This window comes from Paucibacter sp. JuS9 (assembly GCF_044043925.2).
GTDB lineage: Bacteria > Pseudomonadota > Gammaproteobacteria > Burkholderiales > Burkholderiaceae_C > JAUASW01.
This window is the reverse complement of sequence record NZ_CP194172.1, coordinates 59,991-74,984: the sequence shown is the minus strand read 5'-3', so window position 1 is coordinate 74,984 and position 14,994 is coordinate 59,991. Positions and strand designations below refer to the sequence as shown.

Annotated in this window: 9 protein-coding genes; 3 read left to right on the top strand and 6 right to left on the bottom strand. The window is 68.9% G+C overall.

The features are described from left to right. Positions 1 to 4 precede the first annotated feature (4 nt). From ccmB to ABT392_RS00250, 6 genes are read right to left on the bottom strand one after another with little or no spacing between them, the layout of a single operon-like run. On the bottom strand, positions 5 to 742 hold the full coding sequence (gene ccmB / locus ABT392_RS00275; protein ID WP_395384424.1) for a heme exporter protein CcmB: 738 nt from the start codon (positions 740 to 742) through the stop codon (positions 5 to 7). Further along, positions 739 to 1,365 (bottom strand): heme ABC exporter ATP-binding protein CcmA, encoded by a 627-nt coding sequence (gene ccmA, locus ABT392_RS00270; protein WP_334279289.1) that lies wholly within the window; start codon positions 1,363 to 1,365, stop codon positions 739 to 741. Before ccmA ends, ccmB begins: the two co-directional genes overlap by 4 nt. Beyond that, positions 1,355 to 3,814 carry an outer membrane protein assembly factor BamD gene (bamD, locus tag ABT392_RS00265; protein WP_395384425.1) on the bottom strand — a complete coding sequence of 820 codons (2,460 nt, stop codon included), beginning with the start codon at positions 3,812 to 3,814 and terminating at the stop codon, positions 1,355 to 1,357. The genes ccmA and bamD overlap by 11 nt, the downstream gene beginning before the upstream one ends. After that, positions 3,805 to 8,004 carry a cytochrome c3 family protein gene (locus ABT392_RS00260; RefSeq protein WP_395384426.1) on the bottom strand — a complete coding sequence of 1,400 codons (4,200 nt, stop codon included), beginning with the start codon at positions 8,002 to 8,004 and terminating at the stop codon, positions 3,805 to 3,807. The genes bamD and ABT392_RS00260 overlap by 10 nt, the downstream gene beginning before the upstream one ends. Further along, complete coding sequence (locus tag ABT392_RS00255; RefSeq protein ID WP_395384427.1) at positions 8,001 to 9,773, bottom strand: cytochrome c3 family protein; 1,773 nt, start codon at positions 9,771 to 9,773, stop codon at positions 8,001 to 8,003. The genes ABT392_RS00260 and ABT392_RS00255 overlap by 4 nt, the downstream gene beginning before the upstream one ends. A gap of 49 nt (positions 9,774 to 9,822) precedes the next feature. Then, on the bottom strand, positions 9,823 to 10,719 hold the full coding sequence (locus ABT392_RS00250) for a hypothetical protein (RefSeq protein ID WP_395384428.1): 897 nt from the start codon (positions 10,717 to 10,719) through the stop codon (positions 9,823 to 9,825). A gap of 334 nt (positions 10,720 to 11,053) precedes the next feature. Between ABT392_RS00250 and ABT392_RS00245 the strand changes: the two genes are divergently transcribed. The 3 genes from ABT392_RS00245 to ABT392_RS00235 all read left to right on the top strand — a co-directional run bounded on the left by ABT392_RS00245 (position 11,054) and on the right by ABT392_RS00235 (position 14,933). After that, entirely contained in the window at positions 11,054 to 11,713 is a 660-nt protein-coding gene (locus tag ABT392_RS00245) for a winged helix-turn-helix domain-containing protein (protein ID WP_334279295.1), read from the top strand. 144 nt (positions 11,714 to 11,857) lie between these two features. Continuing rightward, positions 11,858 to 12,406, top strand: coding sequence for a cytochrome b (locus ABT392_RS00240; RefSeq protein ID WP_395384429.1), 549 nt, complete (start codon positions 11,858 to 11,860; stop codon positions 12,404 to 12,406). Beyond that, positions 12,399 to 14,933: a cation-translocating P-type ATPase gene (locus ABT392_RS00235; RefSeq protein ID WP_395384430.1), complete on the top strand. Its 2,535-nt coding sequence runs from the start codon at positions 12,399 to 12,401 to the stop codon at positions 14,931 to 14,933. Before ABT392_RS00240 ends, ABT392_RS00235 begins: the two co-directional genes overlap by 8 nt. The last annotated feature ends 61 nt before the right edge of the window (positions 14,934 to 14,994 follow it).

Here is a 14,994-nt window from a genome sequence, read left to right as displayed (position 1 = left end):
GGGTTCACTCCTGGGCGATGCGCAGGGCCTGCGCCGTCAGAAAGGGGCTGCCGACCAGGGCGAGCAAGGCCTCGGCCCCGAGCAGCGAGAGGTGCGGCGCAGCGCTCTGCCCGGCCAGCACGGCCTGCACGGCGCCTGCGCCGAAGATCAGCACCGGTGCCAGCAAGGGCAGGACCAACAGCAGGATCAGCGCACCGGCGCTGCGCACGCCGGTGGTCAGCGCTGCGCCGAGCGTGCCGACGAGGCTCAGCACCGGCGTGCCGATCGCTAGGCCCGCTACCAGCACGAGCAGGGCCTCGCCGCTCAGCCCATAAAGCAGGCCCAGCAGCGGCGCGAGCAGCACGAGCGCCGCACTGCTGACCAGCCAATGGGCTGCAGCCTTGGCCAGCGCGAGCAGCCACAGCGGCTCGCCGCTGAGCATCAGCTGGTCCAGCGTGCCGTCGGCCTGGTCGGTGGCAAAGAGGGCCGGCAGCGGCAGCAGGGCCGCGAGCAAGGCCGCCATCCAGATCAGGCCCGGCCCGAGCTGGCGCAACAACACCAGGTCCGAGCCAATGCCCAGCGGTTGCAGGCCGGCGATCACACCGAAGAAGCCGAGCGGCAAGAGCGCCTCGCCACGGCGGCGCAGCGCCAGCCGCAGGTCGCGCTGCAGCAGCGTCCAGGCCAGCGAGGGCTCGCGCGATTGATGCGGCTCGGGCCGGGCTGGCGCAGGCATTCTGAGCGCCAGCGCTTCGTCGCGGCTCATGCGCCCGCTCCCCGCGCCTCGACCCAGTGCTCCAGCTGCGGCAGCCGGTCGAAGCCCAGCGGCAAATGGCTGCTCAGCACGCAGGCCCCGCCCATCGCGCGATGGCCGTACAGCGCCGCGCCCAGCGTCGCCACGCCCTCGCCGTCCAGCGCATCGAAGGGCTCGTCGAGCAACCAGAGCCGTGCGTCCTCCGCGAGGCTCAGCCGCGACAGCGACAGGCGCCGGCGCAGGCCCTGTGACAAGGCACGCGCCGGCAGGTGACGGCGGCTCCACAGGCCCCAGGTCTTGAGCGCCTGATCGAGCGCCGCTTCGCCGCGTTCCAGTCGGCACAGCCGCGCCAGGAAGCGCTGGTTCTCGGCCACCGTGAGATCGTCCTTCAAGGCGTTCTGGTGGCCGACGAAGAGGCTGCGCAGCTGCGGCGCCAGCCACAGCTCGCCACGGGCCGGGCGGGCCAGGCCGGCGAGCACGCGCAGCAGGCTGGTCTTGCCGCAACCATTGCGACCACGCAGCCAGATCGAGCCGCCCACCGCCAGCGTGAGGCTCTGGTCGCGGCAGACCAGGCGGCCACCGCGCTCGCAGGCCAGCTCGCGGGCACGCAGCAGCAGGTCTGCCTCAGAGGTCATAGCGCAGGCCCAGGTAGTAGAAGCTGCGGCTGGAAGACTCATGCCGCAGCGGGCCGTCGGTCTTGCTGAACTCCATGCTCAGCTCGCCCTCCAGCACCAGCTTGGCCGTGCTGCGCTTGCTGAGACGCAGGCCCGGCGCCCAGCGGCGGCTGTCGGTTCCGGTGTCGTCGCGCTGGCGGTACAGGCGCAGCGAGGGCTCCATCAACCAGCCCTCGCCGACGGCCGAGCTGTTGTTGTAGGAGAGCAGCTCGCCGCGATAGCTCGGGCCGCGCAGCAGGGTCAGCAGCAGCACATGGGTGTCGCGCGCCGAGTACAGATTGGTGCCGATCAGCTGCAGGCCGCTGCTCCAGATATTGCCGGTGCCGGGCTGGCCGTTCGGCAGGATGTCGGCCACCGGTTGCAGCGCGCCGACATTGGTCAGGCGCAGGTCCAGGCCCAGCTGCCAGCTGGGGGTGAGCGGCCGCGTGATCGAGACCATGCCTTGCGTGCTGAAGGCCGTGGTGTCGCGCACCTGCTGGCGCAGCAGGGGCAGGCTCTGCGTCAGCAGCAGTTCGTAGAGCGTGCGGGCCTGCACCTGCAGCACCGGGTTCTGGAAGAACAGGCTGTTGCCCAGCATCAACATCGGCGTCGAGCGACGGTCGTAAAGCACGTTGACGACCGTGTTGTCCTGCCATTGCCAGGTGGCTTGCACAGAGCCGATGTTGAGGCCCTTGAGCAGCGGGTCGTAGTCCAGCAAGCCGAGGGCGGTGACCGGGCCGGCCAGCAGGCGCAGCTCGCTGCCGATGGCGCGGCGGTCGACCTGGCCATCGACGCGCTGCTCGATGGCATAGAGGCTGCCGCCGAGGCCCTTGACCAGGAATTCATCGGCCTCGATGGACGCGCCGTAGAAGTAGCGCTTGGCATCGAGCAGGTGATCGGAGGGCTGGCCGACCACGCCGCTCAGCCGCCACTTGGGCGCGAACTTGTAGCCCAGCTGCAGACCATCGAAACGGCCGATCACGCCTCCGCCGGTGGGCGACTGCCGACCCACGCGCAGGTTGAGGCCGGCGCCGGTCAGACGGTAGTCGGCGTAGAGGGCGGAGAGCTTGTTCTTGCTGCGACTGCTGCGCAGCAGGTCAGCGCTGTAGGTGTCGCGCAGCACCAGGCGCAGGTCGCTGTCGGCATCGCGGCGGCGCCAGTTCACATCGACGCTGGAGATGATCTGCTTCTGGTCGGTGCCCGACAGCGAGGCATCACTGACCAACTCGGGCAGGCCGCCCAGCGGCGAGTCCTGGAAGTCCTGCGTGCGGATCTTGGACTGACCGCCGTAATAGAAGCTCGACAGCGAGCCGCTCAACGTGGTGGTCGCGGCGGCCTTGCCGTCGGCACCGACAGCGGCCTGCACCGGCGGCGGGGGCGGCGCCAGCGTCAGCAGCGCCTCGCGGGCCCGGCCGGCGCCTTCGCCCTGCGGATAGAGCTTCAGGTAGAGCTCGAACTCGGCGCGCGCGCGCTCGGTGTCGCCCTGGCGCCAGCGGGCCTGGGCGATCAGTTCCTGCGCCTCGGCGGTGCGGCCGTGCGGTGGCATTGCCAGCAACTCTTCCAGCCGCGCGATGGCGGCGGTGTGGTCGCCCTCCTCGCTCTTGCGCCGCGCCTCGGTCAGCAGCGCGGCCGAGCGGGCCTCGTCAGCCTCGCCGAGCGCGGCGGGCAGTTGCGGGGCGGTGGCGAGGGCTGCGGTGGTGGCCTGGGTCTCGGTGCCGGCTGGCGCGGCATCGATGGCCACCTGGGGAAAGCGCGGCTTCAGGGCAGCGATCAGCGAGCGCGCCTCGGCTTCGCTCGCGATGCCGGTGACCAGGGTTTCGCGCAGCGGCCGGCCGTCGACCTGGCGGTTGCGCACCAGCACCGTATAGCTCTGCAGGAGCACCGGCACGGCCTGCCCCGGGTCATCGCCCTCGAGCCGCTGCAGCACCAGGGTCAGACCGCTTGGCGCCGCAGGCGGGGCCGTGCGCGGCGCGGTAGCGGGCGCGACGGCCTCGGCCAGCTTGCTGCCCTGGCCACGCAGCAACAGTTCGATGCTGCGGTTGCCGGATCCCGCCCGCGCCTGGTAGGGCGTCTCGCCGAAGAAACGCAGCACCAGCTTGCGGCTGCGCTCGGTGCCGCCCGCGCTTTCGTCGGTCACGATCACGAGTGGCGCGCCGGCCGGCGTCGTGAGCCGGCGCTCGGCGGTGATCAGGTTCAGCGTGTCGCGCGTCGGCAGCAAGTCGTAGTAGACCTGGCCGAGGTCACCGCTGCGCGCCGCCACATTGCGCTGGAACTGCACCGGTGTCACGAAGCGCACCACGACCAGGGCATCGTCGCCCTGGCGGCGCAGTTCCACATCGTCAATCAGCTGGGCCTGGCTCGCGGCGCTGCACAGGGCGAAGGTCAGGGCCGCCAGCAGGCGGCGCATCGTCGTGGCGTTCATCAGTCCCATTTCGTGTAGGCCGCGCCCTTGTTGCCGAGCGGGCGGTGGCAGCCGGATTCCGAGCAGTCGGTGGGCACGGGGGTCTTGGTGCGATGGGTCAGCGACTTGCGCTCCATGCCGCCCAGGTAGGCCGTGCCGGAGGCATGGCAGCTCTTGCACCAGCCGGCGCCGCTGCCCATCGAGGCGTTGTGGTTCATCTTCTGGGTCCAGGCGGTGACGCTGGTGTGGCAGGCGCTGCATTCCATCGCCGCGCCGTTGAGCAGCTGGTTCTCGGGAATGTGGTTGGCCGGCTTGGCCGTGGCGCCCTGCGAGGTGTAGCTGCCGTTGTGGCAGGTCTTGCACTGGCCGGTGACGGTGACGTTGGCATGGAAGCGGCCGCCGGCCCAGCTGGCGAAGCCGGTCTTGTGGCAGGTGTCGCAGTTGGTGATCGCCACGCCGGTGAGCAGCTGGTAGGGAATGTGGTTGGCCGGCTTGGCATCGGCAGGCGGGTAGGCGCCGCTATGGCAACTGCCGCACTGGTTCACCACCGTAACCTGGGTGTGGTTCCACTTGGTCGGCTTCCAGGCGGAGGTCGTGTGACAGCTGATGCAGTTGGTCGTGCCCACCGGCATGTGGCTGGCCGCCTTGCCGGTGGCGGTGCTGCCGTTGTGGCAGCTGGCGCAGTTGGTCGCCACGGTGAAGCCGCTGTGGTCGACCTTGGCCCCGGTCCAGGTGCTCGTGCTCTTGTGGCAGTTCTCGCAGACGGTCTGTCCGGCATGGATGGTCGTGGCCGGGCGCGCGCTCAGGTGGCAGGTCGAGCAGCTGTTCGTGACCGTCACGCTGGCGTGCAGCCTGGCCGGTGTCCACGAGGCATAGCCGGCCTTGTGGCAGGTGTCGCAGTTCGACGCCGCGATCGTGCCCACCAGCTGATACGGCGTGTGGGTCGCGGGCTTGCCGTCGGCCGGCGGATAGGCGCCGCTGTGGCAGCTGGCGCACTGGCTGGTCACCGGCAGCTGCGTGTGGTTCCACTTGCTCGGCTTCCAGGCGGAGGTCGTGTGACAGCTGATGCAGTTGGTCGTGCCCACCGGCATGTGGCTGGCCGCCTTGCCGGTGGCGGTGCTGCCGTTGTGGCAGCTGGCGCAGTTGGTCGCCACGGTGAAGCCGCTGTGGTCGACCTTGGCCCCGGTCCAGGTGCTCGTGCTCTTGTGGCAGTTCTCGCAGACGGTCTGTCCGGCATGGATGGTCGTGGCCGGGCGCGCGCTCAGGTGGCAGGTCGAGCAGCTGTTCGTGACCGTCACGCTGGCGTGCAGCCTCGCCGGTGTCCACGAGGCATAGCCGGCCTTGTGGCAGGTGTCGCAGTTCGACGCCGCGATCGTGCCCACCAGCTGATACGGCGTGTGGCTTGCAGGCTTGCCGTCGGCCGGCGGATAGGCACCGCTATGGCAGCTTGCGCACTGGCTGGTCACCGGCAGCTGCGTGTGGTTCCACTTGGTCGGCTTCCAGCTGGCCGTCGTGTGGCAGCTGATGCAGTTGGTCGTGCCCACCGGCATGTGCACCGCCGGCTTGCCGGTGGCGCTGCTGCCGTTGTGGCAGCTGGCGCAGTTGGTCGCCACGGTGAAGCCGCTGTGGTCCACCTTGGCTCCCGTCCAGCTGCTGGTGCTCTTGTGGCAGTTCTCGCAGACGGTCTGTCCGGCGTGGATGGTCGTGGCCGGGCGCGCGCTCAGGTGGCAGGTCGAGCAGCTGTTCGTGACCGTCACGCTGGCGTGCAGCCTCGCCGGTGTCCACGAGGCATAGCCGGCCTTGTGGCAGGTGTCGCAGTTCGACGCCGCGATCGTGCCCACCAGCTGATACGGCGTGTGGGTCGCGGGCTTGCCATCGGCCGGCGGATAGGCACCGCTGTGGCAGCTGGCGCACTGGCTGGTGACCGGCAGCTGCGTGTGGTTCCACTTCGTCGGCTTCCAGCTGCTGGTCGTGTGGCAGCTGATGCAGTTGGTGGCCGCCACCGGGATGTGCACCGCCGGCTTGCCCGTCGCACTGCTGCCGTTGTGGCAGCTGGCGCAGTTGGTGGCGACGGTGAAGCCGCTGTGGTCCACCTTGGCTCCCGTCCAGCTGCTGGTGCTCTTGTGGCAGCTCTCGCACACGGTCTGGCCAGCGTGTGTGGCATTGCCAGGACGAGCGCTCAAGTGGCAGGTGGAGCAGCTGGTGCTGACGGTGACGCTGGCATGCAGCCTTGCCGGCGCCCAGGCCGTGAAACCCGCCTTGTGGCAGCTGTCGCAATTGGCCGCCGCCAGCGTGGACACGAGCTGGTAGGGCGTGTGCGTCGCGGGCTTGCCATCGGCGGGCAGGTAGGCGCCGCTGTGGCAGCTGGCGCACTGGCTGGTCACCGGCAGCTGCGTGTGGTTCCACTTGCTCGGCTTCCAACTGCTCGTGCTGTGGCAGCTGATGCAGTTGGTCGAGCCCACTGGGATATGGCTGGCCGACTTGGCCGTGGCGCTGCTGCCGTTGTGGCAGCTGGCGCAGTTGGTGGCTGCATTGAACGTGCTGTGATCGACCTTGGCGCCGCTCCAGCTGCTGGTGCTCTTGTGACAGCTCTCGCAGACGGTCTGGCCGCTGTGCGTGGCGTTGGTCGGCCGCACGCTCAAGTGGCAGGTCGAGCAGTTGCTGGTCACCGCCACGCTGCTGTGCAGTTTGGCCGGCGCCCAGGCCGTGAAGCCCGACTTGTGGCAGCTGTCGCAATTAGAGGCCGCCAATGCCGGCACCAACTGATACGGCGTGTGGCTGGCCGGCTTGCCATCGGCCGGCGGGAACGCACCCGTGTGGCAGCTGGCGCATTGGTTGGTGACCGACAGCTGCGTGTGGTTCCACTTCGTCGGCTTCCAGCTGCTGGTGGTATGGCAGCTGATGCAATTGGTGGACGCCACCGGAACATGGCTGGCCGACTTGGCCGTAGCGCTGCTGCCGTTGTGACAGCTGGTGCAGTTGGTCGAGGCATTGAAGCTGCCGTGGTCCACTTTGGCGCCGGTCCAGCTGCTGGTGCTCTTGTGGCAGCTTTCGCAGACGGTCTGGCCCGCGTGGATCGCTGTGTTGGGCTTGCTCGCCGCATGGCAGCTGGCGCACCCCTCGCTCACCGCGACGCTGGCGTGCAGCCTGGCCGGCGCCCAGGCGGTGAAGCCGGCCTTGTGACAGCTGTCGCAGTTCAAGGCTGCCAGCGAGGCCACGGCGGTGTACGGCGTGTGCGCGGCGGGCTTGCCGTCGGCCGGCGGGAAGGCGCCGCTGTGGCAGCTGGCGCATTGGTTGCTGACCGGCAGCTGCGTGTGGTTCCACTTGCTCGGCTTCCAGCTGCCGGTGCTGTGGCAGCTGCTGCAGTTGGCGCTGCCCGTGGGCATGTGCTGACTGGGCTTGCCGGTGGCGCTGCTGCCGTTGTGGCAGCTGGCGCAGTTGGTCGAGGCATTGAAGCTCGCATGGTCGACCTTGGCGCCGCCCCAGCTGCTGGTGCTCTTGTGGCAACTCTCGCAAGCGGTCTGGCCCGCATGCACCGCATTGGCTGGCTTGAGGGCAGCATGGCAGCTGGCGCAGCCTTCGGTCACCGCAACGCTCGCATGCAGCTTGGCGGGGGTCCAGGACGTGAAGCCGGCCTTGTGGCAGCTGTCGCAGGCCAGCGAAGCGAGCGAGGCCACGCCGGTGTAGGGCGTGTGATTGGCCGGCTTGCCGGTGGCCTTGCTGCCGTTGTGGCAGCTGACACAGGTGCCGGGTGCCACGCCGGCATGGTTGAAGGCCGACAGCGGCTTCCAGGCGCTGGTGCGGTGGCAGCTGTCGCAGGACAGGCTGGTCTGCACATGGTCGCTGGTCTTGCCACTCGCGATGGCGCCGTTGTGGCAGCTGGCGCAACTGCCGCTGCCAACGCCGCTGTGGTTCATCTTGGCGCCGGTGAAGCTGCGGGTGTTGTGGCAGCTGTCGCAGCTCTGGCTGGTCGGGATGTGGCTGGCGGGCTTGACGGTGTTGGTCTTGGCGAAGCGGGCGCCGCTGGTGTGGCAGGAGTCGCAATCGCGCGGCGTACCCTTGAACACGCCGCCGATGTGGCAGCTCTCGCAGCGCTGGTTCTGGTGCGAACCGGTGAGCGCAAAGCCGGTGCGAAGGTGATCGAACTCGCTGGTGGCGGCACCGGCGAGCGCCTGGGTGAGCCACAGCACGAGGCCCAGCATCCAATGGATGAGTTTCATTGGCGAGCTCCTGGTGCGGTGTGGCGGACCTGATTCCAGCGGGTGGTCTGGTGGCAGCTGTCGCAGCGAGGACCGAAGCTGCGGTCGTGGACATCGTCCTTCTGGTGGCAGCTGACGCAGTCGCGTCCCAGCGGCGCCGTCTTGCGGCCTGCCGGTGCGGGCTCGCGGTGGCAGCCCTCGCACGCCACCTTCTGATGGGCACCGGTCAGCGGGTAGTCGGTCTGGCGCTCATGGTCGAAACGCCAGAGCCGCCAGGCGCGCACGTTGTGGCAGCTGTCGCAGGCCGCGCCGAGGCGGGCCTTGTGGCGGTCGTCCTTCTTGTGGCAGCTGAGGCAGTCGCGCGGCGTGTCGCGGTAGCGCAGGCTCTGGTGGCAGACCTTGCATTCAACGGTCAGGTGCGCGCCGGCCAGCGCGAAGCGGGCCCGGTTGTGGTCGAAGCGCGCCAGCTTCCAGCGCTGCTCGTCATGGCAGCTGTCGCAGCGCTCGCCGAGCTGGGCTTCGTGCTTGTCGTCCTTCTTGTGGCAGCTGATGCAGCTGCTCGGCGTTTCACGGTAGCTGCGCACATCGCGGTGACAGTCGCGGCACTCGGTCTTGGCATGCGCTCCCTTGAGCGCGAAGCGGGTGCGCCCATGGTCGAAGCGCGGCGCCTTCCAGTCGCTCTCGGTATGGCAGTCGGCACAGCGCTCGCCCAGCGTCTTCTCGTGCTTGTCGTCCTTCTTGTGGCAGCCGACGCAGGTGGTCTGCACCTCGCGATACACGAGGCTCTGGTGGCAGTCGTTGCAGCGCGGCTTCACATGCCGGCCGAGCAGCGGGAAGGACGTGCGGTCATGGTCGAAGCGCTGCACTTCCTTCCAGCCCTTCTCGCTGTGGCAGCTGCTGCAGTCCGCGCCCAGCGTGCCCTTGTGCTTGTCGTCCTTCCTGTGGCACGAGAGGCAGTCGGTCGGCGTCTTTTCCTTGTAGAGCGGCCCGGTATGGCAGCTGGTGCAGCGAACGTCGCGGTGCTTGTCGCGCAGCAGGTATTTGGTGTCGACGTCATGGCGGAAGCCGATGTCACGCCAGCGCTTCTCGCCATGGCAGCTCTCGCACTTGTCGCCGAACTGGGCCTTGTGCTTGTCGTCCTTGCGATGGCAGGCCACGCACTCGCGCGGCGTCTCCTTGTACTCGCGCGTCTTGTGGCAGGACTCGCATTTGGCCGGCGCATGGGCACCGTTCAGCGCGAAGCGGGTCGTGCTGTGGTCGAAGCGGGTGTCGCGCCAGTTGCGCTCGTCGTGGCAGTTCTCGCACTTGGCACCGAGGGCCGCCTTGTGAACGTCATCCTTCTTGTGGCAGCTCAGGCAGTCGTGGGCGGCCACGCTGTACTTCTTGCCCGGTGCGTGGCACTTGGCGCAGTCGGTATCGGCATGCTTGCCCCTCAGCAGAAAGTCGGTCTGCTTGTGGTCGAAGGCCTTGGTGTCGAGCGGAGCGATGTTCATCTCACGCCCCCGGTGCTCGGTGTGGCAGCCGCGGCAGCTCTGTCCGGCCTTGAGGCGGCCGTGGAAGCCGGCATGGTCGGCCAGGTCCCGCGCAACGTCCTTGTGGCAGTCGGCGCAAAGCTTGTCCTGGGCCTTGCGGTCGAAGGGCGTGTGGCAGCTGCGGCAGCTCTCGTCCCATTTGGCATGGGCCTTGGAGAGCGTGCCGGGAGAGAGCACCGACTCCATGCTTTGCGCGCCGGCCAGCGCCGGCCAGCACAGCGCGAGCAGCAGCCCCACGAACGCTGCAAGGCGGTTCATGGGAACGGCTCCAGTCCTCGATGCCTGACTGCTGCATCGTGCATCTCTTCTAGTAGGCGTGCACGGCGACGACATGCGCGACCGCGCAAAGCACCATCAGGTAGACGAAGGGCACGTGCAGCACATGCCAGAGCGAGAACAGGCGCGTGGCGCTGTCGTACTGGGCCACACGCATGGCGGCAGCCAGGTAGTCCTGCACCTGCTCGCGCAGCGCGAGGTATTCGGTCCGACGACGGTTCGGGCCCCAGTCCAGCTCGTACCCGCGCTGGCGCAGCGCAGCGCGCAGGCCATCGAGGCAGGCCCGACGCACGAAAAGGCGCCGCCAGGGCAGGATCACGAAGGCACGCAGGTGCTTGCTCCAGCGGCCTGGCAGGCGCAGGGCCTCAGCCTCGAAGGCCAGCAAGTGCTGCTCGACGGCCGGCGCTGCGGCCAGGGCCTTATGCAGACCTTCATGCTGGAGACCGAGCTGGCGCTGCAACTGCGCCAGGCCCTCGAGCTCGCCGCTAAAGCCGCGGTGGGTGCGCAGGTAGAGGAAGCGCCCGACCACGCCGCTGCCCGCGACGATCAGCATGCTGTAGAGCGCCACGCCAGCGTTCAGCGAGCCAATCTGGAAGGTGGAATGGATCAGGATCAGCACCGGTCCGCCCACGCCCAGCACCATGTGGACCGCGAACCACCACTTGGCCGCGCCCCAGCGCTGCATGAAGCGGATGCGCTTGCGCAAGGGGTAGGCGAACAGCAGCAGCATCAACGTGCCTCCGGCCACGCCCAGCCAGTAGCCGGTGTCGGAAGCGGCGCGCAGGTCCAGCGCCTTCACGATCCACCAGGCCATGAGCACCAGGGCGGCGATAGCCAGGTAGACCCAGCGGCCAGAACGGACGTGGGGTCTGGCGCTTCGCGCTGGCTTGGCAACCTGGCCACCGGAATGGGGAAGACTGCTGGGCATGGACATATCAGCCAGTTTGTCCAGACGCATCGCGGTCGACATTAAGCGCGTATCCAGATGCAACCGGCTGCCCTGCGACGGATCGACGTCGGGTGAGGTGCCCGCACTTGAACAGGACGGTGGTGGCAGGGCTCATGGGGGGCGAGGGCTTTCGTTTACATCCAGAAATACAGGCATGTCGCCGGGATCCGACGCCGCGCAAACGCGCGGCTGGCTGCACGGACCAGGCCCCATGCTTGTGCGCCAAGCTGAAGTGCGGCTGAAGTTGCGCTGCCGGCGCCACAGCCCTTGCTGGCTTCATGCCCACTTAAGCATGGCCGCCCAGAGTGGCGCCGTGACCTCTTCAGCAGTTGCTCCACGGGCCTTGATTGCCATCGCTGACCGCGCCTTGGCCGAGGCGCTCGTGCATGGCCTGCAGACCGAGGGCTGGCAAGCCGAGCTGGCCTGCGCATGGCCGGCCCTCGAAGTCGCCGAGGCCGACCGGCTGTGCTTGCTCGACGCCCGATGGACCCTTGCCCAGGATTCGCTGCCGCCGGCCAGGCGCCGGCTGCACCTTTGCATACCCAACGAGCTGCAGCGACTGCTCGCCCATGGCGTGCCACCGAGCGATGCCTATGCCTTGCGCCCCAGCACAGCCACCCTGTTGATGCGGCAGCTGGAAGCCCTCCACCGCGGCGCCCTAGGCAATCTGGCCGGCTGCCGCTGGTTCGGCCCGCTGCTGCTCGACATTGCCGATGGCGGCAGCTACTGGCACGGCGTGCCCGTGGCCTTGACCGGCCGCGAGTTCGAGCTGCTGCAGATGCTGGTCGAGGCCCAGGGCGAGGTGGTGGAGCGCGAGCTGATCGAACAGCGCATCTACCGCTGGGGCCAGGAGCTGGGCAGCAATGCGATCGACGTGCATGTGCACGCGCTGCGGCGCAAGTTCGGCCCCGACCTGATCGAGACCGTGCGCGGCTGCGGCTTCCGGCTCTGCGATGCCGGACCGCCCACATGAGGACCTGACCTTGAGTTGAATCAAATGGCATCAAGGCCGACAGCGCCAGATTGGCCTGCGGCGCGGATCCCTTGTTCGATAGGGAACAGACGCCGGAAGCTGCTTCCGCTGAGACTGAACACGCAGAACACTGAGGAACCACCCATGAACTGGCGCAACAGCAACACTCGCTATGGCACTCTGTCCATCGGCCTTCATTGGCTGATGCTGCTGCTCATTGCCGCTGTCTATGCCTGCATGGAGCTGCACGAGAACTTCCCCAAGGGCAGCGAGCTGCGCGAAGGCCTGAAGACCTGGCACTTCATGCTGGGCCTGTCCGTGCTCGCGCTGCTGCTGCTCAGGGCCGCCCTGAACCTCAGTGGCCGCCTGCCCCGCATAGAGCCCGAGCCGCCCGCCTGGCAAGCCCGCATGGCGAAGGGGATGCACCTCGCTCTGTACGCCTGGATGGTGGTGATGCCTCTGCTGGGCTGGCTGCTGCTCAGCGCCGAGGGCAAGCCGATTGCCTTTTTCGGCATCGATCTGCCGGCCCTGGTCGGGCAGAGCGAGCGCGTCGCCGAATGGGCCGAGGAGATGCATGAGGCTGGGGCCAGCTTCGGCTATTTCCTGGTTGGCCTGCACGCCGCGGCTGCCCTGTTCCATCACTATGTCGTGCGCGACGACACCCTGCGGCGGATGCTGCCTCAGCGTGACTGATGCCCTTGCCTCACCAGCAGGCCTGACACAGGCCCAGGCCCGGCAGCGCCTGGCCATTGACGGTGCCAACGAGCTGCCCGTCTCCAAGCCACGCAGCCTGCTGCGCCTGGCGCGCGAGATCGCCTCCGAGCCCATGTTCCTGCTGCTGATGGCGTGCGGGCTCATCTACCTGGGGCTGGGCAGTCGGCGCGAAGCACTGATGCTGCTCGGTTTCGTCTTCCTGGTCATGGCCACCAGCTTCGTCCAGCAAAGGCGCAGCGAGCGCTCGCTGGAGGCCTTGCGTGAGCTGTCCGATCCTCAGGCCCTGGTTGAACGCGATGGCCAGGTCCAGCGCATCGCAGCCCGGGAGCTGGTTGTAGGCGACCTGGTCCTGCTGGCCGAGGGCGACCGCGTCCCCGCCGACCTCCAGCTCGGCGAGGTCGCCAACCTGTCGGTGGATGAATCGCTGCTGACTGGTGAATCCGCGCCCGTACCCAAGCAAAGCGCTCCCCTGGCGGGCGGCGGCACCAGCTCGCAGGCCTTTGCCGGCTGTCTGGTCACGCAGGGCACGGCGCGCGGCAGCGTCATCGCCACCGGAGCGCGCAGCGCCTTGGGCCGCATCGGCCAGTCGCTCGCCGGCATCGTCGCGCCACCTACGCCGATCCAGCAGGAGACCCGCCAGGTGGTCAAGCGCGTGGCCCTGTTCGGCCTGGCGCTGGCAGCACTTCTGGCGCTGGCCTACGGCCTGGCGCGCGGCGAATGGCTGCAGGGCCTGCTAGCCGGGCTGACGCTGGCCATGGCCATCCTGCCGGAAGAGCTGCCCGTGGTGCTGAGCCTGTTCCTGAGCCTCGGGGCCTGGCGGCTGGCGCGCGAGAAGGTGCTGGCCCGACAGATCCCGGCGGTCGAATTGCTCGGCGCCACCACCCTGCTCTGCGTCGACAAGACCGGCACGCTGACCGCCAACCGCATGGCGCTGCGCCGCCTCTGGTCGGCCGATCACGGTCACGACACAGCCCAGGCCCGTCCGAGCCCGCTGCCCGAGGCCCTGCATGGCCTGCTGGAGTACGCGGTGCTGGCCTGCCACCGCCGCGCCTTCGATCCGATGGAGACCGCGATCACCGAAGCCGGGCAGCGCTTGCTGGCCGGCACCGAGCATCTGCATGCCGACTGGACATTGATCGACGACTACCCGCTCTCGCCGGACCTGCTGGCCATGTCGCGCGTCTGGCGCTCGCCGGACCTGGCCGCGCAGCTGATCGCCGCCAAGGGCGCGCCCGAGGCCATCATCGACCTCTGCCATCTCGGCGCGGACCAGGGCGCCAGCATCAGCACTCAGGTGCAGGCAATGGCGGCCGACGGCCTGCGGGTCCTGGGCGTGGCCTGGGCCAGGTTTCCTGCCGGCGACCTGCCTGACCAGCAGCACGATTTCAATTTCGAGTTCCTCGGACTGCTGGGTCTGGAAGATCCGGTGCGGCCCGATGTGCCGCAGGCGATTGCCGAATGCCGGGCCGCGGGCATCCGCGTGGTGATGATGACTGGCGACCATCCGGCCACGGCCGTCTCGGTGGCACGACAGGCCGGGCTGGATGCCGAGGCGCCCGCCCTCACCGGCGTCGAGCTGGCAACGCTCGACGACGCCGAGCTGGCCAGACGGCTGGGCAGCACCCACATCTTCTGCCGCGTGCAGCCCGAGCAGAAGCTGCGCCTGGTGCGGGCCTTCCAGGCGCGCGGCGAGGTGGTGGCCATGACGGGCGACGGCGTCAACGACGCGCCGGCGCTCAAGGCCGCAGACATCGGCGTGGCCATGGGAGCGCGCGGCACCGAAGTCGCGCGCCAGGCCGCGGCGCTGGTGCTGCTGAATGACGACTTCGCCTCCCTTGTCACCGCGGTGCGCTACGGCCGCCGGGTCTTTGCCAATCTGCGCAAGGCCATCGTGTTCGTGGTGGCCGTTCACGTACCCATCGTCGGCCTTTCCCTCATGCCTGTGCTGCTGGGCTGGCCACTGCTGCTGATGCCGGTCCACATCCTTTGCCTGCAACTGATCATCGACCCGGCCTGCTCGGTCGTCTTCGAGGCAGAAGGCCTGGAACCCGAGGCCATGAAGGCCCCGCCGCGCCGGCCGGACCAGCGGCTGTTCGACCGGGCAGTGGTGGCTCGCGGGCTCCTGCAAGGCGTCGGCCTGCTCGTGATGCTGCTGGGCCTGCATGCCGCCGCCCGGGCCTGGCTGCCCGACGGGCCCGAGCGCGAAGGCATGGCGCGCGCACTGAGCTTTGTAGCGCTGGTGCTGTCCAACCTGGCGCTGATCCGCACGAACCGGACCTGGGGATTCGCTGCGGGGCCGGCGCAACTCAAGCCCTCGCCGCAGGCGGCCTGGGTGGCCGCGGGCACGCTGGCCATGCTGGTCGCCGTTCTGTGGATTCCGATGGTCCGGCACCTGTTCGGCTTTGAACTGCCCCCGCCGGCCACCTGGCTCGCGCCGGCGGGCCTGGCCGTGCTGGCCATGCTCTGGTTCAAGGCGGTCAAGCGTCTACCGGCGCGCGGGCACTAGAGCGAAGGGCCTGAACCCCGCGGCGCGACGTTCGGCAGCGCACCGACGGCGCCCAGCGGGC

Coding starts and splice junctions, on each gene's coding strand:
- ABT392_RS00260 (WP_395384426.1), bottom strand. CDS start 8,004: ATGAAACTCATCCATTGGATGCTGGGCCTCGTGCTGTGGCTCACCCAG.
- ccmB (WP_395384424.1), bottom strand. CDS start 742: ATGAGCCGCGACGAAGCGCTGGCGCTCAGAATGCCTGCGCCAGCCCGG.
- ccmA (WP_334279289.1), bottom strand. CDS start 1,365: ATGACCTCTGAGGCAGACCTGCTGCTGCGTGCCCGCGAGCTGGCCTGC.
- ABT392_RS00250 (WP_395384428.1), bottom strand. CDS start 10,719: ATGCCCAGCAGTCTTCCCCATTCCGGTGGCCAGGTTGCCAAGCCAGCG.
- ABT392_RS00255 (WP_395384427.1), bottom strand. CDS start 9,773: ATGAACCGCCTTGCAGCGTTCGTGGGGCTGCTGCTCGCGCTGTGCTGG.
- bamD (WP_395384425.1), bottom strand. CDS start 3,814: ATGGGACTGATGAACGCCACGACGATGCGCCGCCTGCTGGCGGCCCTG.
- ABT392_RS00240 (WP_395384429.1), top strand. CDS start 11,858: ATGAACTGGCGCAACAGCAACACTCGCTATGGCACTCTGTCCATCGGC.